Genomic DNA, 22,628 nt, shown 5'->3' with positions numbered 1-22,628 from the left:
TACCGCCAAAAATGCGGCCTGGAACCGATCTAACAATCCCAAATCCATGAGTAACGCGGAACTTATGAACTAGTAATTTCAGTTAGAGGGAGCGCGGAGTGCGGGGAAACTCGCACGCTCCGTGTGGAGCAGGGGAAAAGCCGGAGATCGCATCAAACGCTTACCTATTGCTGACGATAGTGCAATAAAAGAGAAGGTCTGTTCAAAAACCCACTTCCGTCAAAGGAGTGGGCTTTTGTTTATATTGATATGTAAACTTTGTGGTCAAAATGAACTTTGTGCTTGGATATAAACGGAGCTGATATTCCGAATGTATACCTCTGGAATACCCTGTTCCCGTAATACGGTTAATGTCCGTCTTCATTCTGATCTTTGGAGGATACCCTTGCATACCCGTATTCTCTCGTATGTGTTCGCATAAGCCCCCCGTTTGTTTTAAAAGGTGCATACACGTGTATTAAAACAAAAGAATACATTTAGGAATTGTTGATACTCACTATTTTTCTGTCTGCAACGGTATACCTTTATGGACAATAAAGAACAAAAATAGAGTAGGCGCCACATTCGTATACGCCTACTCTATTTTCTGACGATGGCTGCTACACGGATCTCATCCGGGCCGTGGTCGCCGCGGCGCTCCTGGATGTCTGGGTGGTGTTCCGGAAAGGGAAAAGGGAGCTGCGCCGTCTGGATGCTCTGGCCGGGACGCTATAGAGTTGCGCGGAATATTCTTCTTTTTCTTATTAGCAGCAGTATCCTTCTGGAGTGATAGATGTCCAAGCATTATGTACACGGTCATCGTAGTCCATCCCGTGACCGTGTAAGGCACGGCGCGTTGCTCCGCTACAGTCATGATCCCAATTGTGCGCTCCGTGATACATTGCCTCCAGCGCGGCGCAGCAGCAACACACCTATGACGATCGTAAAGAGGAAACAAAGCCCTGCAACCAGCGGCAGAACAGACCATTCCATAATCGCGGCACCGCGCAATGTTTGCCACCCGATGGCGAGCAGGCCGAGGACGTAGGCGATTCCCGTCAGGTGAATCCATCTGCGGCGAATGTGGAGAGCATTGTCGGAACGTTCCGCAAGCCAAGCAATCAGCGGCATCACTTGGAGCGCATGGAACCCGAGGCCGTGCAGCCAAATGATATTGCCTTCCAGGCCGACCGTACGGCCCTGGTTCATCGAGATCCAGATACCGGCTGCGAAGCTCAGCATCACCGCCGCCATCGAGTAACGGATGCCAACGATCAACTCGGGACGAAGCTTATAGACGCGCTGCCGAAAAAACTGAACCGCCAAGTACACGTAGAAGACCACCAGCATTAGCGCGACAAAGGCAAAGAGATTGCCCACCGCACGGTCGAAGGCGGTTCCGTCCATGACGAACCGCGGATTCACGCCGCGCATATGTTGCACCGTCTCCGCCGCATACGAATACAGTGCCAATCCGATGTAAACCCTCCGGAAGAAAGCGCGCGCCTTCTCGCGCAGCCCCGAAAAGGGAAGGATCGCCGCCGTGGAGACGATGAAAATCCCTATCGCCGCATCGAACGAGATTGCCTTCGTCACATCGCCGTGCGGAGCGACCTCCCCTCCCCAGATCAGCACCCACACCGCGCATAGCGCGGCCAGTGCGAAACCGAGCAGTCCTGTCAAAACGAGCGCTTGCTCCCCTTGAAAAAAAACAGGCTTCGATTCCGATCCTCCCAACCATTGATTCCGCATGCCGTTCACATCCCTTTCCCTATAGAGATTTGATACTTTTATTCTACAGAATGGAAAAGAAAGCCTTAACAGGCGCGGGAATGAACTTGATTTCGTGCGGAGGCACGGTTGGCTTTCATACCGAGGCATGGTTCGGCAGCTGGACTTAAGTCGGAACGCGAGGCACGGTGCAATTAAAAAAGGCCGCGCGCGGCGGCCAGCTTAAGTTTCGGATGATCCGTAGTAGTCGGCAAATACATCGGCGAAAGCTTCCGCCGTACGCAAACATTCCTGCAGCGTATTGTCTATTCCCCCAAATTCCATGAGCAGGCTGCCGGGGGAAACGGACTGGTTATACTCGCCATCCCCTTCTTTAGAGCTTTTCAACAGTACGCCGCGAGACAAACCGGGATATTTCTTTTCTAGAAGCTCGCTCATCGCTTCGGCGAATTTCTTGTTCTTCGCGTAATCGGGATGACCGGATCCGATGACGAACAGGATGCGTGCATACGGCTTGCCATCGATCGTCACCGACGTCGTTTTGCGCGGAACGTCGCTGTCGCGGTGAATGTCGAAAAAGTAGGACAAGGAAGGGTGCGCTTGCGCCGCTGTGGTGACGGCTTTCCGCGACTCCGAATAGGAATGGGCATAACCCAGCTTCTGTTCCGCTAGCTTTTGGGCAAAGTCGTCGTCTCCGGTTATCGTGGAGATGCCGTTCTCCTGCAGCCGTTCCCCGAGCCGTTTGCCCACAAGCGTAATATTGACGTTTCGGTCGTCGATGGATGAGCCCTTCGTATCACCCGCGACATTTTTCCAAGATTCGCGATTGTGGGTATGGTAGATATAGACTTTAGCATCCAGGTTCGCATCCCCATTCGTACGCGGGGCCGAACCCGGATTGCCGTTGGCGTTCTCCACGACCCAACTGGCGACATAGGCGGTACCTCCGTCTTGCAGCGAAACCTTGTACCATTCCCCTTCCGTACCGACAATCGGCAGCGACTCGCCTGGCCTAGCCTTCCCGATGATCTCGGTGTCGATTCCCGGCCCCTTGCGCAGGTTCGTGTTAGTGATAATGTTGGCGACGGTTTCCTGGGCCAACCGCTGACTTGGCTGCCGTCCGGTTCGTTCCGAATCGGAATCCTTGGGACTTTCTTTTACATATTCAATATAATCGGCGAATACCCAACCGTCCTTTTTATCCTCCAGCTTGATCTTCACCCAATTGTCTTGTTTACCCAATAGCTCGAAACGATTCGTCTTTCTGATCATCTGGATGACGGACGCGGAAAGATTCGGTTCCGTGCGCACATTCAGCCGATCCACCGTGCTTCTGACGTATTCCGTCTCCAACTGCTTGGCGCTGGAATTGACTTTCGTACCGACGCTCGCTTTTGGCGATTTCGCCGGTTCGGCTGCATAGGCGGCATTCGCCGCGCCGAAAAGCAGGCATGAGCAAACGACAACACTTCCGATTTTGTAACGAAACAAAAAAGCTCCTCTCCCTTTCTTAAACTCAACCCTTCTTCCCATTCGACACCGATTGACGAATTCCTTCCATTTTCCACCATTGAGAACAAAGAAAAGTAAGAACGGCATTACCACCGCATAAAAAACCGCGAATTACCGCATACTGCGGAAATGGAGGTGGTTCTGATGGCAACTGGCAAAAAGGGCGGGAGCAAAGACTTTCGCGAAAACAAATTCGTGCAAAAGCAGCCGCTGCTGCAGCCGGAAAAAGCGAAGGATTATCCGCCCAGCCTCAACAATATAGGCAAAACGAATAATCCTCAGTGATGATAGGGTCTCACTGACCCGGCAAATGTTGCGATTAGCGGAGAATCATGAAATCGCTGTTCCGGATTGCTCCTATTGTGGTATAATAAAAGCATAGGAAGCGTAAAATAAGAAAGCCACGATGCTCGACACATCGTGACTTCTTAACAAAGGCCAGTGGGCGACCACGGCGAGAATTTCTTTCAATAAAGCGAATGAAAAACCACCGGATCAAGGGCCCAACCTATCCCCGGTGGTTTTTCTTGTCTTTACGTGTTTTCTTCTGTTTTCCGCTGCTAAGGAAAGTCTTCAGGCCAGCAAAAATGCCAACCACTTTTAGCAGCACATCCAGAATCTTCACCAAAAGATCAAGTGACACAGCGTCACCCCCTTTCGGGTAGCTTCGCCGTGTCTGAAATCCCATCGGTTACCTTGTCTTAACTATTATACCATAATAATCTTATTTAGTGAGTGTAGAGCCACCTTCATTTTTATTGCATTTCAACACACTGTGCCCTCTACAAAGATATTTGGTATCATAAAAGGTATCTGTGGATAGGATCGGAGGCTGCGCAATGGACAATCAGGAGAAAACGGTCACAGTTCCGCACTATGAGCTTGATGAAGTTACCAATCATTTTTTATCCGAATATCCGGTTCATTGTGCATACCGAACGAACAAGATCGGACAACAGCATTTGCATGCCCATGAAGGCTTTGAAATCTACTTCTGCACAAGCGGCACAGGCTCGCTTCTCGTAGGTGATCAGCTCTTTCCGCTGCATGCCGGCACATTAACCGTCATCCCGCCCAATGTGCTCCATCGGCCGTATTCGGAGTATATTCAGCCTTTTCAGCGCTTTGTGCTTTCAGTCGACGTTTCCTACATGAAACTGCTCGATCAGCTCTGCTTTACAACAAAAGAAGCGCTGGAAAAGTTGCTGGCACTCAGCCGCTTCAATGATCCTGCAGCAACCGGAATCCCGCGCGGCAGCCACCATATACTGCCCGCTGAGCAATTCGAGCCGGTGCGAGCTCTGCTGGATAAACTCGCACAATGCGCCACGCTTGACGGCATTGAGCGGGAACTGACGCAAATACGTGTACTTTCTGAGCTTTTTTTGCTTATTATTCAGTTGAACCGGCTGCCAGCGCCAGCATATCCTTCGCGGACCGCTGATGAAACGATCGTTGGTGATGTACTTGCTTACCTCGTCGCGCATTACCGGGAGGATATTCAGATTCATGATCTGGTGTCGCGCTTTCCAGTTTCCCGCTCACGCCTGCTGCAGCTGTTCAAGGCGAAGACTGGCTCGACAATTGTCCAATTCGTCAACGAATACCGGCTCAATCAGGCCAAGCTGCTGCTGCGGATGACCGCGCAGCCCGTCACCGAGGTGGCGGCGCTCGCCGGATTCGGCGATCTGTCGCATTTCTTCAGCCTGTTCAAACGAAACGTCGGGCTGACGCCGCACCAATATCGCAAATCGCCGCGATAGATCGGGAAATGTTGAACGAAAAAGACAGGTATCCCTTGATGTAGGACCGCTAACGAACCTGACAAGCCTTATTCGGCTCAAAATGGGGCCTTGTGGGCTGTAAACAATCTACCGATCGTTATTCACCGAAAATCGGCCGATTCCCCGCCTTTTTTCCATCAATAGCGTGTCTCAGATTCGTTACACGAGGAGCAAGCCGATTTTTCGGCCAATAGCGTGTCTCAGGTTCGTTAGCCCTAATCTTTACATGATAAAAAAGCCGCCCCAAAACGCGTTTGAGGCGGCTTCTTTCTATGATAGCTGCTGCAACAGCAGCATTAACACAAGGCCTTGCCCATACAAGGTTGGGTACAGCGGAATGTTGTTATATGCGGCGATGCTTTCCATCACAGGCGTTCCTCCGGATACGCCGCCGACCAGGCCGTTCTCATCAATGTACGGCAGTATCGCTTGCAGTGCACGCTGTGCTGCTGCTTCGTAGCGCTCATCCCGCTTCAGCAGGCCGCCTTCCATCGCCTTCAGCAAACCGTAGGCAATGCCCGCACTTCCGGAAATTTCCCGATAAAATTCCGGCTGATCCATAACTGTACTCCACAAGCCGTCCGCTTGCTGATAACGCACCAGCCCATCCATCAATCTCACATAACGCTCGCGCAGTTCTGCTTCTACCGCCACAAGCCCGGAAATTTCCTGCGCGATTAGCGGTACTCCCGCGGCAATCCAGGCATTCGCCCGCGTCCAGCGTGCAGCCGACATATGATCCTTGGTGCTGCAATTCCAGCCATGGTACAGTACGCCGCTATCCTTGTCTTCCAATAACCGCAGATGAATCAGCACTTGCCGCTGCGCTTCCTCAGCAAACTCGACATTGCCAGTCAAGGCAGCAGTACGAGCCAGATGAAGCACGGCCATAAAGATCGTATCGGCCCATACCTGCTCGGCAAACTCGACATTTTCCGTCACCGTATGCTCAAATGCCTGCTCGCGGGTCCGCGGCGCTTCCTTCATCAGCCATTCTGCAATCATAATCGCCTTTTTGCGATACGCCTCTTCACCACTCACCCGATTCAGCCCGGGAAAAATCGCATACGGCGCAATCCCGTTAATCACTCTGGCCGCTGCTGCTTTCCCTTCGTTCTGCTTCACCCACTGCTGCAAATAATCGAGCACATCCGTGCGCCCCTCGGCCTGCTGCAGCTGCATGCCATATTCCAGCATCGCAATGACGCCAACTCCCGGAACCCAGTCCCATTGATGAATATCCATTCCCCAATTGCCGGAATGGTCCGTCTTCATTTGCTGCCATACCTGATCTGCCGCCTGCGCAAGCTGATTTGTCATGCCGCACCCTCCAGATTCTCTTGTTTTCTTGCCTACAGTGTAGCAAAAAACAAACCAATCGCGATTGGGCTTCCGTCGCAAAAAAGTGGGGAATCGTCCAAACATGCCCCTGCCCCTATATGCTCCTATGTCCCCTATCCTTCTCTTTTCATATTTTTTCGGAACTCTCCTGGCGGCAGCCCCGTATATTTCTTAAAATTGCGAATAAAGGCGTTGACACTTAAATAACCGACGAGTGCGGCAATTTCCTGAATTTTGTAATCGGTAGTGATGAGCAATTCTTTGGCGCGGCTCATTCGCACCTCATTTACATAATCACTGAAGTTTTCCCCATGCCGTTCTTTGAAGTACGTAGACAAATAAGACCGGTGAAGTCCCAGCTTATCGGCAATTAAATCAAGAGAGAGATCATCGCCATAATGCTTTTCGACGTAATCGGTTACGAATTGAATGGTTGGATCACGAGTCGTTTTCTTCTCCTGTACAACAGCGGCGGCAGAAGTAAGGAATAAGTGAAAAAACTGCTCATAATGCTCCAACGTAAAGCACTTCTCCACTTCCTCGAGCGGGTTGGCCGGATATAACTTTTCGCTCTGCTCTTTCGGCAATGCTTGCAGCACTTTATGAACGACACTGCGCGAAAACTCGGAAAACCGCCTAAGCTCTCCCCCTCGCTTCTTCATCTGTCGCAGCTTCCGCTGGATCGTCTCGATTAACCCGGCCGCATTGCCGGCTGTCAGATGCGTATAAAACTCTCGTCCCTCGTCCTCAGGCATCCGCGCCGCGGCATCGGACATTTGCGTAATAATTTGTGTATCCTCGCCCAGCTTGCGGCTATTGAGCATTTCTGCAACAACAGGGTAAGCGCGGCCAAAATCGCTATATTCCGTCCAGGCATCGCTGTAGGCAATTGTAAACAGACAATAGCGGCGATCCAGATCAAGCACCTCTTTCAAGCGCAGCAGTTCCGCCGGCAATTTACACTGATCACTGTCGTGCTCCGGGAACAGCAAGGTTAAGATGACATCCCGCTCCACTTGAAACGTCAGCGCTTCGCCAAATGCTTCACATAAATACGTTTGAATATATTCCCGAAAAAAATAAGCTGCCCGTTCCGGCTCCATCCCGATCTCCGGTTCCATTGCCGACCTGAAGATCAGCTGGAAGCCGACTAGTATATACGGCTTACCGGCGGCGAGCGGCAAGCGAATATCTTGCCAGTCCGTATAAATTTGTTTCATCTTCGTCGTCAAAGCATACTGCTGAAGCAGCGAATTTTTACGATTAAGATCGAGATGAATGTTGCGGTTTGTCTCATATAAATGATTGAATTGATCGCTGATAAAAGCAAACTCCTTAATATCGGTTTGCGGCACAGCTGAAAAACGCATATTGTTAATCGCTTCTACAATTTTGCGGAGCGGATTGCTCAGGCGTCGCGTGAAATAATAGGAAGCAGCAACGCTGACAAGCAGCACCAGCACCAGAACAGTCGACATCAGCATCGTCAGCCGAATGATGTGCGAGGACACCTGTTGGGTCGGGATGATGCTGACGTAGAGAAAGCCGGTTTCTTTGCCGCGCTGATAGAATAGATAATTGCTTCCTGCTGTCGTATGTCCCGCCTCCCCTGTCAGCGCCTCATAGTCCACATCCGATAGCTGCCCATCGTCCCCAGCCCCATATAAAACCTGCCCTTCCCCACTAACAATGCGGAACCGGTCTCCTGCTGCCGCAGGATAGAAGCCGTTATACATCTTTTCACTATTAAGCATGAAAATAATCGCTAATTGGCGGTAATAGACACTTTGCACCAAGACGGGAATTTGCCGCGGCAGCGCGCGTTCTGAATAATTGAATTTCTCATGAAATTGCGCCGCCGGATAAACTCGGAAATTAACCGGACGGCTAAGCTCTTTTTGCCAAAAATCGAGATTATAGGACTCACTGTAGTAATATCGTTCAAACATCTCCTGCGCGGTCCTCGTTCCTGCCCTTTCAATCATTAACCCATGCTCCGGTAAATAGAAAAATAAATTATCCATATATAGCAATGAATCCTGCATGGTTGCTAGCAGTTTATCCCGGCGAATATCCGCCACCGCTTCATAATTGATTTGGCCGTCAGCCGCACGAATGAGCGTATTCATTTTCTCATCAATTAACAAGCTGAGCCCAATGCTTCTGATCCGGTTCAGCAGATTTTCATAATGGTTGACCGTCATCTTCAAATTCAACCGGCTATTTTGAATCGTCTCATCCCGGATGGTCGATAGAAATAAAGTGAAGGAAACAATATTAAAGACAAGCAGTAGCAACACAATAAGAAGAAACCAGGAAAACATCCGATAAAAAAATGATGTCCTCGGCAGCCGCCACTTCAACATTTATCCCCATCCTCCCATTTGATGTAAGTAGTATAGCATGTGTCTTTACGCCGCGGAACGAACAGGACGCAGCTTGGCATGAGCAGTTTGTTATAAAGTTAGCAGTTCGTCGGATTATTGACATAAAGGCAACAATCCAACCATTTCAGCATTTTCCAGCCGGCCTGCATTCGCTATACTGGGTCCAGATTCGAGAGTCTAAGGATAGAATAGGAGAATGAAAATGGCATCCGTCAATCACACATCAACTTATAGCCGCGGTCATCCGCCGAAATGGTCTGCCGCGATGCGAAAGCTTCGCTACGGCAAAGTACTGCTGCTCATGTTCCTTCCTTGTCTGCTGTACTTCATTGTGTTCAAATATTTGCCGATGTTCGGAGTTATTATTTCATTCAAGAACTACAATCTGTACAAAGGAATTTGGGCAAGCGACTGGGTCGGCCTCAAGTACTACCGCATGTTTTTTCAAAATCCCGATTTTCCGATTCTGATGCGCAATACGATTCTGCTTGGCTTCTACAAGCTCATCTTCGGTTTCCCGGCACCGATCATGCTGGCTCTGCTTCTGAATGAGGTGAAGCAAGCCTTGTTCAAACGATTTGTCCAGACCGTCAGCTACTTGCCGCACTTTATATCCAATGTCGTCGTCGCGGGCATGGTCGTTATGTTTTTGTCTCCGTCAGGCGGGCTGGTCAATCGCATATTGGAAGCCTTCGGCTTGGATGCCGTCAATTTTATGGTGAAGCCGGAATGGTTTCGCACCATCTATGTCCTGTCAGAAATATGGCAGCATATCGGCTGGGAAACGATCATTTATTTGGCAGCGCTTACAGCTATCAACCCGCTGCTTTATGAAGCTGCTGAAATCGACGGCGCCAACCGCTGGTCCAAGCTGCGGCATGTGACCCTGCCCGGCATTTTTCCTGCTGTCATCATTTTGCTCATCCTGAACATCGGGAAAGTCATCGAAATCGGCTTTGAAAAAGTATTTCTGCTCTACAATCCGGCGACCTATGAGACGGCCGATATTTTAAGCACCTATGTTTATACCGTCGGTCTGAAACAAGGCAATTTCAGCTATGCGGCCACCATTGATCTGTTTACCGGTGTCGTCAGCTTGATTTTCCTCGTCTCGGCCAATATGATTAGCCGAAAACTTTCGGACTCCAGCTTATGGTAGGTGGTTGATCATGCGAAAAAAAGTATCCCTCTTTTCGGTTATCAATGTCGTTATTTTATTAATGGTCGTGGTCGTCACCTTGTATCCGTTCCTATATATGGCCGCCATATCGCTCAGTGACAGCAATGCTGTCATGAAAGGCGAGGTTACGTTTTTGCCGAAAGGGCTCAATTTCGATACGTACAAAATTGTACTGGCCGATAAGCGGATTCTGAGCTCCTATGCCAACACGATCCTGTATACCGTCACCTTCACCGCGCTTGCCCTGTTCGTTACATCACTCGGCGCCTACGCCTTGGCGAAGAAGCATATGCCTTTTCATCGCGGCTTTACACTGATGATCGTCTTTACGATGTTTTTCAGCGGTGGTATGATTCCCACCTTTCTCGTCGTCAAAGAGCTGGGGATGGTCGATACCATCTGGGGGATGATTTTACCCGGTGCTGTCAGCACGTGGAACTTGCTCATTATGCGTACCTTCTTTTCCGGTTTGCCGGCCGAACTGGAAGAATCGGGGCGTATGGACGGATTAAATGACTTTGGCGTCTTTTTACGGATCGTATTGCCGCTTTCGCAAGCTATTTTTGCTACAATTGGACTGTTCTACGCCGTTTCGATGTGGAACAACTTCCAGCTGCCCTTGCTCTACTTGCGCAACCCGGACATGTTTCCGCTGCAAGTGGTGCTGCGCAACATCGTCTTGGCCGGTCAGTTGAACTCTGCGGAAGCAACCAGCATTGGCGGCGATCAGCTCTTGGTAGAAGAATCATTGAAATATGCGACAATTATGGTGGCCACCGTGCCGATCCTGCTTCTCTACCCGTTTCTGCAAAAGTATTTTGTCAGGGGGGTGATGATCGGCGCAATAAAAGGTTAGCCGCTTTGCCTGATTTGCCTGGTGAAACTTATATGAGGAGTGGTCAAATGAAAAAGAATACTCGATTTGCGCTTGCGGCCTTTATCATTCTGTCTCTGCTGCTGGCAGCTTGCAGCAATTCCGGCGGCAAGTCCGGCAGCGATGAGCAGCCGCCCGAATCTGGAAAAGGAAACGGCAACGCGAGCGAACAAACAGGGGAAAAGCAGCCTGCCAAGCATACATTTACAATGCTGACCGAAACACATCCAAGCTGGCCGTTCAATAAAGATTGGCCGATCTGGTCGATGATCGAAGGCTTTACCGGAGCGACGTTCGACATTCAACTGCCTTCCGGAAACTTGGAGGATACGCTTAACTTAACGATTTCCTCTGGCAATATGCCTGATCTGATGTACATGGGCAATCGTGTCATGGCTAATAAATATGGACAGCAAGGCGCTTTGGCCAACATTTTGGACTATGTCGATGTAATGCCCAACTTCAAAAAGTGGATGGAGCAATATCCGGAAATTACGCGGGCACAGCTCGCTGCCGACGGCAAGATGTATATGTTTCCGAATGAAGGCTTCGGTGAGACGAACCGGATGATCTGGATGTATCGGGAAGATATTTTCAAGAAGCACGGACTTGAAGTTCCGGCTACCTATGACGATCTCTATCAAGTACTCAAGCAGTTGAAGGAATTGTATCCGAAAAGCAGTCCATTCTCTTTCCGTTTCGGTCCTAATCTGGAAATCCTGCGCAACCTCGCCGCACAATATGGAACGAACCAAGGCTATTATATGGACGGAGATATGGTAAAGTATGGCCCAACAGAAGAATCCTTTCGCAAGTTAACTGAATACTTAAGTCTGTTCTATAAGGATGGCTTGATGCCGCCGGACTGGCTTACCGTCGATACGAAAAAATGGCAGGACTTGATGTCTACGGACCAATCCTTTATTACCCTTGATTATATCGGCCGCATCGACTTTTTCAATTCAGCCATGCGTAAAGACAATCCTGATTATACAATTGCTTTCATGGCTCCTCCGATCGGGATGCCTGGTGTAAAATCGCAAAATGAATATACCCATGTTGTCGACTCCGGATTGACGGCCTCGGCCAATTCCAAGCAATTGACGGAAGTCATGAAAATGATGGACTTTTTCTATAGCGAGGAAGGCCGCAACATGGCGAGCTGGGGAGAGGAAGGCGTCACCTATACGATGCAAGACGGCAAGAAAAAATTCAATTCCTCCTTCACTGAGCTAAGCGAGCTTCGCAAGCAGACTGGACTGGCTACCAATGGCACTTATACCTGGATCGATTATGATGCGCATCTGTCGCTTGCTTCGGAAGAGCTGCAAAAAACATACGAACTGGCACGGCAGCACGATGCCGTCTATCGTCCAAAAGCTGAACTTAACGAGGAGGAGCTGGAAATCAACTCAACCGTCGGCGCCGCTGTAGAAAAATATAAAAATGAGCAGCTGACCAAATTCATTCTCGGCGACAAAGACTTGAGCCAGTGGGACGATTATATCGATGGGCTGAAAAAGCTTGGCCTGCAGCAAATACTCGATATCCATCAGGCCGCCTTCGAGCGCTCTGCCCAAGTGCAGTTGAAATAAGAAGAAACGGCTGACGCCGTCCTTAGTGCGAGGCAAGTTTCTTCCCTTAAAATATAAGCTGTGTATAAGGTGAAACTTATACTTTCTTATATTTTGAAAAACACTTCTATCGAAGTCCTTCGTAGAGGAGCGGCCTAAGGGCTTGCCTAGTTAGCTAACTCTTCAACGGGGTATGAGGCAGAAGCGATCCGCTAACGAACCTGACAACTCTTATTCGGCTCAAAATGGGGCCTTTTGGGCTGTAACGAATCGACATATCGTTATTCACCGAAAATCGGCCGCTTTCCCGCCTTTTTTCCATCAATAGCGTGTCTCAGATTCGTTACACGCGGAGCAAGCCGATTTTTCGGCCAATAGCGTGTCTCAGGTTCGTTAGCCCCACTCGTCAACGTAGGGAAAATGAAAGCCCATCTGATTTATTTAGACGCGGCGCGCTTAATCCCCAGCGTGTACGTTTTGAATTTCGCGAGATCGTGAGATTTTATTGTAATTTCAAATATATTGCTGCCTTCTGCGATCGCAAGGTTTGCTGTCATGCGATTATGAATGACTTGTTTGCCATTGACATAAAGAAGGGCTTGCGCATCCTCTGCGGACAGCAGCATTTTCAGCTTTTTTATATGATTGTCTACAGATACTACATAATCGCTAATGGCAGCGTCAAAATCAATCAATGATGCGCCGCTTGAATCTATGACCTGCCAGTCGGCCAGCTTCACATTGCTGCTCACTCTCTTGTTGCCCGCTTTATCGACATTATAAACTTTACGCTCCCCGTTATCAGATGCAGAAAAACGATTGCCGCTCATATAAAAACCCCCTCGGCCCGAAAGGTAAATCATAAAATAGGTCCCCTTCGAATCAAAATTAGCTTCATTATATAGCTTAATGAAAAATAAAAATGTAACTGGAATTACAAAATGGAGACTCGGAGGAAAAAAAATAGCTATCCATAATGGATAGCTTTACTTGCGAACAATATGCCCGGTGGACAAATTTTCCTGAAACAATTAGCAAGCACTTAACGTCATAAAATTACTTGAACTTTCATCGCATTGCCAAAATCATTCCGGAGGCGATCATCATGAAAATGCAAATGAAATCGAACACGACCAAATCGCTGGCTCTGGCAGCACTCGCTGCTCTCACTCTAACTGTGCAAGCTGGACCTGCCGCAGCCGCAGCAGCAACCGCGCAGCCAACCGCGCAGCCAACCGCTGCCCAGCAAGTTGCCCCGAGCGGCAAGCCTTCAACGGCAACCAACGTATATAATACTTACGAAGCCATGCTCAAAAAGCCCAGCCAGTTGGCCAAAGCAATTGCTTATTTGAACGAGCATATTCAAGAGGTTTCCGTATCGCAAGCGACCATTATGGTGCTTCATCTGGAAAATGCGCTCAACAAGCCGGCTATGGAAAACCGTTTCTTCCCGCAAGCTATTCAGGTCAAGCTTAATAAAGTTTACAAATCCGGGGACAGCTTTGAGAGCATCATTAAACGTACCAGCGACAAAGCATTGAAAGCGTTGCTCCAGGACGCAGCCGCCAGCGGCTACAAGCTGGAAACGGCGGAAGGCATGTTTTTCCCGGTCGTCGATTATGCCGGCTTTAAGAAATACAGCGCCTATGTAAAAGCAGACATCAAAGCATACATCGATATTATGGCAGCAGAGTCGGATCAGCCGCGGGCCAAGGATGGTGGCTTAATCATCGGCTACCAGCAGCTCACCAACCGCGCCCTGGCGCAGGAAAAGTTCATTACACAATTCCCGGCCTCCAACCGGATCCAACAAATCCGCAATTTGTTCAACAGCTATAAGTCGATCACCTTCTATGGTCTCAACAACACGCCACTGTTCGATTATGACAGCAATGCAATGCAGCCTAATGCCATCAAAGGCTATAATCTCATTTTGCAATATAACAAATCAAAGACCAGCCCTTATTTGACCCTCCTGAGGGATTTTATGAAGGTCGCGGCGGACAACAAGTATAAAAAGACGGCTGAGGTGCAAAAATTTCTGGACGCAAACTTAGCAGAATAGTGCAGAATTATCAAACAACCCGGCATAGACTATATGGTCCGTGCCGGGTGTTTCTATTTACGATGGCGATCCCTCCACAACCGATAATACCGACTTTCAGCTTTGCCTTGGACATGGTACAGCGCTCATTTCAACAGTAACGTACCGTTTTTGTTATACAAATTTCTGCAAATAAATCAAATCATTGGCGATGCTTTGGATTTTATCAGCGGATTTTCCCTCGTTTTCCACGAGCGCATACCGCACATAGCCCATCTCTTTCAACTTTGCGTACACCGTCGCAAAATCGAACGCTCCCGTGCCCAAGTCCACAAAGTCGGTGGGGGCCACATATTTTCCATAGGCCTCGAACAATCCCAGGTGCTCGTTGCCGTTCTGCTTCATCGCCTCCAGTATGTCCAGCGGACCGGCCAGCTCTTTGTTCAAGTCCTTTTGGTGAATCATATCGCAGCGGTCGCCCAAACGTTTCAGCACAGCGATCGGGTCAGTTCCTGCACGCATTACCCATACCAGATCAAGCTCGAATTTCAGATGAGCCGGATCCGTGTTATCCGCCAATAGCTCCAATAGAGCAACCTCACCTGCTTTCTTGAACTCATGAGCATGGTTATGAACATAAAGTCGAAAGCCTCGCTCCTTCATTTGGCTGCCGAGGCGATTCAATTGCTCCGCCGTCTTCAAGGCGCTTTCTTCATCGCTGATCATGACGGATGGCAGCACAATCGAAGGGCAACCCAGCCCATCGCAATATTTCATTGCCGCATCCCAGTCATGGGCGAGAATATCCTGTCCCGGCATCATGGCCTCATGCATCGCGATCGCTTGCAGACCGAGCCGATCTAGACTGGCCTGTATATCAGTCGCTGCAAACTCATCGCTAAAACGGGACAGTTTCTTCATATTGAAGCCGATCAACTCAATATTGCGATACCCTGCCGCCGCTACCTTTTCCAAAGTGCCGAAATAATCGTCGGCCAACTGCTCATGCACAGAAAAAAGATTAATGCCCGTTGCCATACTCATGCTTTATCCTCCCCGGCTCCGGAACGTAACCCATCTATCCGGATGTTATTGGTTTGTTTTGGCCCATTCATCCAGCTGTTTCTGTTTCTCTACGATGATTTTATCGATGCCTGCCGACTTCAGCTTGGCGATAAATTCCGGTAAATATTTATCCGGATCGAGCGTACCGTTCTCCAGGCCAATTTTGTACTGATCCTTCGCATTTTTGACGGCGGCCGCTTCTGTTTTCACCGGATCGACAGTGAAGCTGAATCCCATCGCTTTTGATTTTTTCGCCGCTTTATTGAATTCGTCCGTCAGTTCCCATACCTTCGGATCGTCCCCTTCCCATACATGAGAAAGGAATTGATTGCCCCACAACCATCCATGCGCAGGTGCATAGGTCGCATTCGCCGAATCGACGCCGCTTGGGTATCCGATGGTATTATCCGCTTTTTTGACATAATGTTTGCCTTCAATTCCGTAATCGATTAAATTAACGATATCTTTGTCCGAGTAGAGCAGGTTGAGAAACATCATCGCTCTTTCCGGATCCTGCGAGTTTTTGGCAATGCTGAACATAATGTTAGATATTGATGAAGTCGTCGCTACAGGCGGCAGCAGGCGCACGGCCACCATCGGCGTCCCGGTCATAAGCGACTCTTTGTTCTCATAGCCCGGTTTCATATGCACCATGAATGAAAAAGCTTTTCCCGCCTTTACCATCTGCTCCGTGGCCGTCTGATTGGTGGAAATATCCTTCGGAATATATCCCGCGGTATACCATCTTCTTGCCATTTTCAACAAATCGGCATATTGCTGCGATTCAAACCAGTTGACGACCTGCAGGTTGTTGTCAAATCCCGGCAGTACGCCGTTGTCATCGTTCAGCGGATCGACAAGCCCCGGAGTTATCGACTGAACAATCGAAAAACTCGACCCTTCGGGAATGACCGCCGCCATCCCCGGCTCATTCTTTTTAATCACTTCGAAGACGGCATCCAGATCGTCATAAGTTTTAACCGCACCCAAATCGATCTTATATTTGTCGACCAAATCTTTGCGCATCAGCACCCCGTAATCAGCCGCCCAATCGCGGACGCTCGGCACGCCGAATATTTTCCCGTTCGTCGTCGCCGCCTTCAAAATATCGGGCCCCACGACCTTAATAATATCTTGCCCGTACTGCGCAAGCAGATCGTCCAGCGGCAGCAGCTGCCCTTTCGCAGCTTGCGTCCCGTAATTCATCCCCGTTGAAGTGATCAGCAAATCCAGCTTCTCGTTGCCTGCAAGCATCAGATTCATCTGCTGCTGCCACGCGCCGAGGTCGATTGGCGTCAGCTTGACGGTGGCATTGATTTTTTGCTTGGTGATGACGTTTATAGCATCCTGAACCTCGGCCAAATCTTTGGAGTTGGCGATATTGAAGTAGGCGATTGATAATTCATAAGGTTCTAAATCTGATTTAGCGCCCGCCTCCTCTCCGGGCTGATTCGTTGCTCCGGCATTCGATCCGCCCTTATTGCCGCCGCTGTTTCCCCCGCAAGCCGACAGCAGCAAGACAATCGCCAGCAGGACCAGGAACACCCCTCGCTGCCTCCGGTTAAAGCTTTTTCTCATGCTTGTACCCTCCCTTAAATCGTTATAATCCATATGCTAACCGGCCGGAAGCCGGACATAGCCTTACCCTTTTACCGCCCCAATGACGAGGCCTTTGACAAAATATTTCTGAAAGAACGGATACGCGCACAGCAGCGGAATAACGCCGATTACAGCCATCGCCATGCGAACCGTCTCCATCGGAATCGATGCCGTTGCCGAAATATCCGTCGAATTCGCCAAGGAGGAATTGCTTTGCAAATATTGCGCATTAAGCAATATCCGGTTTAACAGGTTTTGCAGGCTGAACAGCTTGTTGTCTGTAATATAAATTAAGCCGTTGAACCAGTCGTTCCAGTAGCCGATCGTTTGCATCAGCCCGACTGTAGCCAAGATCGGGAGCGACAGCGGAATGACGATCCGGAAAAAGATTTTGAATTCGCCCGCTCCGTCGATCGACGCAGATTCGATGACTTGAACCGGAATCGAATTTTGAAAAAAGGTGCGCATAATGAGTACAAAAAATCCGTTGGTCAGAAGTCCCGGAATGATCAGCGCAAGCAGCGAGTTTTTGAAATGGAACAATTCCGTATAGACCAGATAAGTTGGCACCAAACCGCCGTTAAATAACAAGGTGAAGAAGACAAAAAATGATAGCGGTTTGCGCAGCGGCATATCTTTGCGGGCGATCGGATATGACAGCATGGCGGAAATGACCAGACCGGCAAATGTTCCGATAATCGTGATGAGAATGGTAATGCCGTAAGCGCGGGTAATATTTTCTGCATCCTGCCACAAAAACTTATACGCGTCCAGGCTGAATGCACTGGGGAAAAAAGAATACCCCTCTTGCACGATCGCCAGCTCATCGCTGAAGGATGTCGTCAGCAGCAGGACAAACGGCAAAATACATAGACAAACGATGACGGCAAAGAAGCAGTGAATGCCATATTGGAACAGTTTCTGCTTGGCAGTCAACACCATAACGATCCCTCCTAAAACAATGCATTATCGCGATTGCGTTTGCTGACCACATAGTTCGAAACCAGCACAAGGATAAAGCCGACAATGGACTGATACAGCCCGGCCGCCGACGACATGCCGATGTCTCCCAGATTCATCAGCGCGCGATAAACATAAGTGTCGATCACGTTCGTCGTTTCTTGCAGCGCTCCTGTATTGAGCGGTACCTGGTAGAACAGGCCGAAATCCGAGTAAAAAATGCGTCCGATCTGCAACAGCGTCATAATCGTGATGACAGGCGCAATCAGCGGAACCGTAATACTCTTGATTTGCTGCCATTTGCTCGCACCGTCGATCGTCGCCGCCTCGTAATATTCCGGATCAATCCCGATAATGGCCGCCAAGTAAATGACGCATAAATAGCCGACGTTCTTCCAAATATTTACGAAGGTCAAAATATAGGGCCAATATTTCGGTTCACTGTACCAGGACACAGGGTCAATCCCGAAGAGCGGCAGCACTTGCTTGTTGATGAAACCGGTTTCACCACTTAGCATCGCCAGCACCAAATACCCGACGATCACCATAGAGATCAAATACGGAATGAGAATGACGCTCTGATAGAAACGGGCAAAAAAACGGTTTTTAATTTCATTCAGCAAAATGGCGATACCGACGGCGATCACCAGATTGATCACGATAAACGCGGCATTATACAAAATGGTGTTGCGGGTAATGAGCCATGCGTCCGACGTTTTGAACAAATACTCGAAATTGGTAAAGCCTACCCAATCGCTGGCCAGAATGCCCTTCGCGAAGTTGATATCTTTAAACGCGATAATCAGCCCGAACATCGGCAAGTAATTGTTCATGAGCAGATAAATAACCCCGGGCACAACCATTATAAACAGGGGCGTGTATCTGCGAAATTTTTTCCATCCTGGCTTTGGTTTTGTCCTCACCTGCGTCTCCCCCTTCTTCAGTTCTATATCCATCATAATTCGTTCGCCGTATGCCCACTACTGTCTGGAACGACTTCCTCATTGTTCATTTCCGACTTTTACAAGAAGAAACGGCTGACGCAGTCCTTGGCGCATCGCCAAGTTTCTTCCCTTAGAAATATAAGCTGTGTATAAGGTAAAACTTATACTTTCTTATATTTTGAGAAAAACTTCAAAGAACCGCTCCCCGTAGGAAGCAGTTCTTATGTCCAGTAACTAAGCGTCACGCGTGATTCAATTTTCGATATTCCTGCGGATTTACCAAGGTCGCTTTTTTGAACATTTTTGAGAAATGGGAGTAGTTGCTGTAGCCTAATTCATAGGCAATGCCAGTGATCGGCAAATCGGTTTTGGCCAGCATTTCTTTGGCCATGACGATCCGCTCCTGCAGCACGTATTCAGAGATCGTGAGCCCGGTTTCCTTCTTGAAAATCCGCGCCAAATAATCGGCATTCAAGCTGACATGACGCGCAATGTCGTCCCGGGACAAGTCATCTTTAATATGGTGCATAATATAGCTTTTTGCTTTATCTACCAGGCTCTGGCTTTCGCCCGCGGCATGAAAATGCCCGATAACCTCTTCGATCAGCTTCGTCACCCATTGCCCCAAATCGGCGACAGACCGGGTAGCGGAAGCGGCCTGCCTGGACAGAAGCATTTCCGAAAAAACCTGATGCGCCCGCAGCCCTTTATAATGCATCACATGATAGATCATTTGCAGGAAATCCTCATATAAACCGTGAAGCAGCCTGACATCAATGCATTCCGTTCGCTTGATTTCCTCCAAATAACGGCGGATATCGGCAATGAGATCGTTTTTGCAGCCCTGCTTCAGCATTTCCGTCCATCCGTTCATCGTCGGCAGCGGGATCGCTTCGCCGTTTTGCGGCTTGTCGCCTACAAAGAAAACCTCATTTGTTCGGGTTACATTATGAAAATCCATCTCGATCAGCGCTTCGACCATATCCAGCACCTGCTCGATGGGTACAGGGCTGCCGGCATAACAGCATTGGTCGCAGAAAAAATACCGGCTGCAAGTCGCGATATAGGCTTTCAAGTCGTCAGCCAGCCTTGAATTCAACCCCATTGCGCCTTCATCAACAGTCAAAATCGCCAGCAGCGCTCCGCTTTTCACCTGGATTATTTGGCCGCGGCTTTGCTTGAGCGCAAAAAGCTCCTCGAACGAGTTGCGGAGGGCGTACTCCATAATTTTCTCCTCGCGCAAAGTCAGCTCTTTATGCCAGCGCTGCACGCTGATCAAAACCGGTAAAAACAGCACCGCATCGTCGTAGACGATCTTTTGACTTTGCAGAACTTCCTTGATCCGCTCTTTGCGGGAAGGGATCGAACGATTGATCAGGTCCTGCCAGAACCGCTCCATAAACATCGGCTGAGACGATTCCCATAATTGATAATAATGCTTGTACGTATCGACAAACCGCAGCTTTTCTTTCTCCTTCTCCACTTTGCCGATCGCTTTGCTGACCGCTTTTTCCAAATCCGGAAAACGGACCGGCTTCAGCATATAATCCAGACTGCCCAATTGAATCGCTTTCTGCGCATATTCAAAATCGGCGTGACAGGTCAAGAAGAGCGATTCCGTTTGCGGCGAGTGTTCCTTCACCCAAGCCAACAGCTGAAAGCCGTCGCCTTCCGGCATTTCGATATCGCAAATCATGACATCGATTTGGGTTGAAGAAAGAATGCTTTTAGCCTGCCGGATATTGTAGGCTTCATGCACGTCCGCAAATCCGAGCCGCTCCCACTGCACACCTGCTCTAATCCCGCGTACGGCATGAATCTCGTCGTCAACAATCAGCAGCTGCAGCATGTAAACGACCTCCCGCTCTCTCTGAATATGCGCCTTCGCCCGCGGCCGCGGCTTCCCTCAGCTGCGGCAAGCGAATATCGACGATCGCCCCAAAGTTATCGCCATTGGCAAACGCGACCTTGGCGCGCTCTTTATACAACAAGCGCAATCTTTGCTGTACATTCCAGATTCCAATATGCCGGCCATCACCGTCGATTCTGTTCGTATTCCGCTGCAGCTGCGCCAGTACGTCCGGCGGGAAGCCTTTGCCCGTGTCTTCAATGCGAATATGCAGGCTGCCGTCCTCCGTTTCTTCCGCCACAATGGATATATGGACCTGTTTATCCATGCTGACCGCATGCTTAATCGTATTTTCCACAAAGGTTTGCACTAATAACGGCGGAATCAGGCCGTTCATCAGCTCATCCGGGACGTTAAAATGATAAGTCAGCCTGCCGGGAAAACGCATCTCCTGAATGCGCAAATAGTTGGTCGTATGCTCCATTTCATCCTTTAACCTAACAAAGGATAAATTGCTGCGGAACATAAAACGGAAATATTGGACGAGACAATGAGTCATTTCCTGGATGAGTCCATAATCCTGCACCTGCGCCAAATTATAAATGATGTTTAAGGAATTCAAAAAAAAGTGCGGGTTGATCTGCAGCTGCAAATGCCGCAATTCGGCCTTCTGATGATTCAACTGCTCCTCCAGCACATTCACCTTCAGCTCCTGAATTTGCGATATCATCCGGTTGAAGATTTGGTTCATCACCTGAAATTCATGGGTTGACGGCCGGTGGGCAATTCGCACATCCAGATTTCCGTCCTGAATTTTGTTCATCGCCGTAATGATTTTGTGAATGGGAAGCAGCACCGTTCTTCTAAATAAATATAAAATGAGCGGCAGCAGCACGAGCGCCCCGATCGATATGAACGAGACGATGCGGCGTAAAAACGGCAAATTTTCCAAGAGGACACTGTCGGGAAACACGGCAAACAATTGGAAGTTGCCCACAGTGGAGCGCCCGCCGATCACCATAAAATTGCCGCCCTTCCCGGTAAGGTTGTAATCCTCGCCCGCGTCTTGCAGGTTGATGTTGTTGTCCCGGATAAAAGCCCGGTTCGCCATAGGCTCGAAGGCGTCCGTCGCCAAAAACGCTTTGCCGTCGTTGCCAAGATCCAGCAGATTGAGCGGCACCATTGATTTCTCCGCATTGCCCAGAGCGCCGATATAGACGCCGCCATATTGAATAATGCGGGCCAAATAATATTGATCGTTGATTCGCTCTGCAAACCATTGCTTAACCGGGTACCCTTCTTGACCGCGCTGCGAAAACTTCGTGCTCAGACTGTTCTGAATCGCTTCAAACTCGCTGTGATCGACGGATGAAGCAAGCGCCGTCATTAAATCTTCATTGGCGGGGGAATAAACGAAGAACATGTCCATCGACTTATAGTTGGGCAATTCCTTGGTCAGTCTGTTGAACAGCTGAATGCGCTCAAAATCGTACCGGTCATTCTGCGGATTTCGCGGAAGCTCAAGAACAAGCAAGCCGGTTTCCAATGCTGCGATATTGTACAAATATTTTTCCACTTCCTCCAGGCTGCGGTCAATCTGTCCCATATACAGGCTGATCAAATTTTTGTTCGATTGCGCCACCTGATTCCGCACGACTTGAATGGCATACATGTTGTTGTAAATCATAAATGCAACCAGAGGGATGACCAAAGCCATAAACCCAATCATTAATTTAAAACGCAGAGTTTGAAATTGCACGCGGTTTAAAATTTTCATAAGAAAGGTCCTCGGTTCATTCGTTTTA

18 protein-coding genes are annotated in these 22,628 nt (G+C 49.1%); 6 read left to right on the top strand and 12 right to left on the bottom strand.

Annotated features, from left to right (window positions below; translation table 11 throughout):
• Positions 1-849: 849 nt before the first annotated feature.
• A complete protein-coding gene (locus ACFQ0N_RS36730) occupies positions 850-1,731 on the bottom strand; it encodes a hypothetical protein (protein WP_379335212.1) in 882 nt (293 codons plus the stop codon).
• A gap of 201 nt (positions 1,732-1,932) precedes the next feature.
• Positions 1,933-3,201, bottom strand: a complete 1,269-nt coding sequence (spoIIP, locus tag ACFQ0N_RS36725) for a stage II sporulation protein P (RefSeq protein ID WP_379335210.1) — start codon at positions 3,199-3,201, stop codon at positions 1,933-1,935.
• A 165-nt stretch (positions 3,202-3,366) separates the two neighbouring features.
• On the opposite strand from spoIIP, the gene ACFQ0N_RS36720 reads away from it, so the two are divergent.
• Complete coding sequence (locus ACFQ0N_RS36720) at positions 3,367-3,507, top strand: hypothetical protein (protein ID WP_379335208.1); 141 nt, start codon at positions 3,367-3,369, stop codon at positions 3,505-3,507.
• Between the two features lie 223 nt (positions 3,508-3,730).
• On the opposite strand, the gene ACFQ0N_RS36715 is transcribed toward ACFQ0N_RS36720, so the two are convergent.
• On the bottom strand, positions 3,731-3,865 hold the full coding sequence (locus ACFQ0N_RS36715) for a hypothetical protein (protein ID WP_379335206.1): 135 nt from the start codon (positions 3,863-3,865) through the stop codon (positions 3,731-3,733).
• Positions 3,866-4,061: 196 nt separating this feature from the next.
• Here ACFQ0N_RS36715 and ACFQ0N_RS36710 point away from each other — a divergent pair, with 196 nt between their 5' ends.
• Positions 4,062-4,985 carry a helix-turn-helix domain-containing protein gene (locus ACFQ0N_RS36710; protein WP_379335204.1) on the top strand — a complete coding sequence of 308 codons (924 nt, stop codon included), beginning with the start codon at positions 4,062-4,064 and terminating at the stop codon, positions 4,983-4,985.
• Between the two features lie 291 nt (positions 4,986-5,276).
• On the opposite strand, the gene ACFQ0N_RS36705 is transcribed toward ACFQ0N_RS36710, so the two are convergent.
• Together ACFQ0N_RS36705 and ACFQ0N_RS36700 are read right to left on the bottom strand one after the other, a co-directional pair.
• Complete coding sequence (locus tag ACFQ0N_RS36705; RefSeq protein WP_379335202.1) at positions 5,277-6,326, bottom strand: glycoside hydrolase family 88/105 protein; 1,050 nt, start codon at positions 6,324-6,326, stop codon at positions 5,277-5,279.
• Positions 6,327-6,460: 134 nt separating this feature from the next.
• Positions 6,461-8,713, bottom strand: coding sequence for a helix-turn-helix domain-containing protein (locus tag ACFQ0N_RS36700; RefSeq protein WP_379335200.1), 2,253 nt, complete (start codon positions 8,711-8,713; stop codon positions 6,461-6,463).
• Between the two features lie 286 nt (positions 8,714-8,999).
• Between ACFQ0N_RS36700 and ACFQ0N_RS36695 the strand changes: the two genes are divergently transcribed.
• The 3 genes from ACFQ0N_RS36695 to ACFQ0N_RS36685 are packed head-to-tail and all read left to right on the top strand — an operon-like array spanning position 9,000 to position 12,383.
• Positions 9,000-9,893: an ABC transporter permease gene (locus tag ACFQ0N_RS36695; RefSeq protein WP_379335218.1), complete on the top strand. Its 894-nt coding sequence runs from the start codon at positions 9,000-9,002 to the stop codon at positions 9,891-9,893.
• Positions 9,894-9,903: 10 nt separating this feature from the next.
• A complete protein-coding gene (locus ACFQ0N_RS36690) occupies positions 9,904-10,770 on the top strand; it encodes a carbohydrate ABC transporter permease (protein WP_379335198.1) in 867 nt (288 codons plus the stop codon).
• Positions 10,771-10,817: 47 nt separating this feature from the next.
• On the top strand, positions 10,818-12,383 hold the full coding sequence (locus tag ACFQ0N_RS36685; RefSeq protein WP_379335195.1) for an extracellular solute-binding protein: 1,566 nt from the start codon (positions 10,818-10,820) through the stop codon (positions 12,381-12,383).
• A 416-nt stretch (positions 12,384-12,799) separates the two neighbouring features.
• Here the strand turns inward: ACFQ0N_RS36685 and ACFQ0N_RS36680 are convergent, their stop codons facing one another.
• On the bottom strand, positions 12,800-13,192 hold the full coding sequence (locus tag ACFQ0N_RS36680) for a cadherin-like beta sandwich domain-containing protein (protein ID WP_379335193.1): 393 nt from the start codon (positions 13,190-13,192) through the stop codon (positions 12,800-12,802).
• Positions 13,193-13,467: 275 nt separating this feature from the next.
• Here ACFQ0N_RS36680 and ACFQ0N_RS36675 point away from each other — a divergent pair, with 275 nt between their 5' ends.
• Complete coding sequence (locus ACFQ0N_RS36675; protein ID WP_379335191.1) at positions 13,468-14,427, top strand: hypothetical protein; 960 nt, start codon at positions 13,468-13,470, stop codon at positions 14,425-14,427.
• Positions 14,428-14,580: 153 nt separating this feature from the next.
• On the opposite strand, the gene ACFQ0N_RS36670 is transcribed toward ACFQ0N_RS36675, so the two are convergent.
• The 6 genes from ACFQ0N_RS36670 to ACFQ0N_RS36645 all read right to left on the bottom strand — a co-directional run bounded on the left by ACFQ0N_RS36670 (position 14,581) and on the right by ACFQ0N_RS36645 (position 22,600).
• Positions 14,581-15,450, bottom strand: a complete 870-nt coding sequence (locus ACFQ0N_RS36670; protein ID WP_379335189.1) for a sugar phosphate isomerase/epimerase family protein — start codon at positions 15,448-15,450, stop codon at positions 14,581-14,583.
• A 45-nt stretch (positions 15,451-15,495) separates the two neighbouring features.
• On the bottom strand, positions 15,496-17,049 hold the full coding sequence (locus tag ACFQ0N_RS36665) for an ABC transporter substrate-binding protein (RefSeq protein WP_379335187.1): 1,554 nt from the start codon (positions 17,047-17,049) through the stop codon (positions 15,496-15,498).
• 63 nt (positions 17,050-17,112) lie between these two features.
• Entirely contained in the window at positions 17,113-18,006 is an 894-nt protein-coding gene (locus tag ACFQ0N_RS36660; protein WP_379335216.1) for a carbohydrate ABC transporter permease, read from the bottom strand.
• A 17-nt stretch (positions 18,007-18,023) separates the two neighbouring features.
• Complete coding sequence (locus ACFQ0N_RS36655) at positions 18,024-18,893, bottom strand: ABC transporter permease (protein ID WP_379335214.1); 870 nt, start codon at positions 18,891-18,893, stop codon at positions 18,024-18,026.
• Between the two features lie 322 nt (positions 18,894-19,215).
• Positions 19,216-20,823, bottom strand: coding sequence for a response regulator (locus ACFQ0N_RS36650; protein ID WP_379335185.1), 1,608 nt, complete (start codon positions 20,821-20,823; stop codon positions 19,216-19,218).
• Positions 20,801-22,600 carry a sensor histidine kinase gene (locus tag ACFQ0N_RS36645; RefSeq protein ID WP_379335183.1) on the bottom strand — a complete coding sequence of 600 codons (1,800 nt, stop codon included), beginning with the start codon at positions 22,598-22,600 and terminating at the stop codon, positions 20,801-20,803. Before ACFQ0N_RS36645 ends, ACFQ0N_RS36650 begins: the two co-directional genes overlap by 23 nt.
• Positions 22,601-22,628 lie beyond the last annotated feature (28 nt).

The organism is Paenibacillus sp. GCM10027626 (genome assembly GCF_042676285.1).
In the GTDB taxonomy this organism is placed as follows: domain Bacteria; phylum Bacillota; class Bacilli; order Paenibacillales; family Paenibacillaceae; genus Paenibacillus_Z.
Note: the sequence above shows the minus strand (reverse complement) of the source record. Positions and strands in the feature narration are given on the sequence as shown.

Bases quoted from the DNA above. Each gene is read 5' to 3' on its own strand.
- ACFQ0N_RS36655 (WP_379335214.1), bottom strand. From the start codon at position 18,893: ATGGTTGTGCCCGGGGTTATTTATCTGCTCATGAACAATTACTTGCCG.
- ACFQ0N_RS36695 (WP_379335218.1), top strand. From the start codon at position 9,000: ATGCGAAAGCTTCGCTACGGCAAAGTACTGCTGCTCATGTTCCTTCCT.
- ACFQ0N_RS36665 (WP_379335187.1), bottom strand. From the start codon at position 17,049: ATGAGAAAAAGCTTTAACCGGAGGCAGCGAGGGGTGTTCCTGGTCCTG.
- ACFQ0N_RS36705 (WP_379335202.1), bottom strand. From the start codon at position 6,326: ATGACAAATCAGCTTGCGCAGGCGGCAGATCAGGTATGGCAGCAAATG.
- ACFQ0N_RS36650 (WP_379335185.1), bottom strand. From the start codon at position 20,823: ATGCTGCAGCTGCTGATTGTTGACGACGAGATTCATGCCGTACGCGGG.
- ACFQ0N_RS36730 (WP_379335212.1), bottom strand. From the start codon at position 1,731: ATGCGGAATCAATGGTTGGGAGGATCGGAATCGAAGCCTGTTTTTTTT.
- ACFQ0N_RS36720 (WP_379335208.1), top strand. From the start codon at position 3,367: ATGGCAACTGGCAAAAAGGGCGGGAGCAAAGACTTTCGCGAAAACAAA.
- ACFQ0N_RS36645 (WP_379335183.1), bottom strand. From the start codon at position 22,600: ATGAAAATTTTAAACCGCGTGCAATTTCAAACTCTGCGTTTTAAATTA.
- ACFQ0N_RS36670 (WP_379335189.1), bottom strand. From the start codon at position 15,450: ATGAGTATGGCAACGGGCATTAATCTTTTTTCTGTGCATGAGCAGTTG.
- ACFQ0N_RS36680 (WP_379335193.1), bottom strand. From the start codon at position 13,192: ATGAGCGGCAATCGTTTTTCTGCATCTGATAACGGGGAGCGTAAAGTT.
- ACFQ0N_RS36675 (WP_379335191.1), top strand. From the start codon at position 13,468: ATGAAAATGCAAATGAAATCGAACACGACCAAATCGCTGGCTCTGGCA.
- ACFQ0N_RS36685 (WP_379335195.1), top strand. From the start codon at position 10,818: ATGAAAAAGAATACTCGATTTGCGCTTGCGGCCTTTATCATTCTGTCT.
- ACFQ0N_RS36690 (WP_379335198.1), top strand. From the start codon at position 9,904: ATGCGAAAAAAAGTATCCCTCTTTTCGGTTATCAATGTCGTTATTTTA.
- ACFQ0N_RS36710 (WP_379335204.1), top strand. From the start codon at position 4,062: ATGGACAATCAGGAGAAAACGGTCACAGTTCCGCACTATGAGCTTGAT.
- ACFQ0N_RS36700 (WP_379335200.1), bottom strand. From the start codon at position 8,713: ATGTTGAAGTGGCGGCTGCCGAGGACATCATTTTTTTATCGGATGTTT.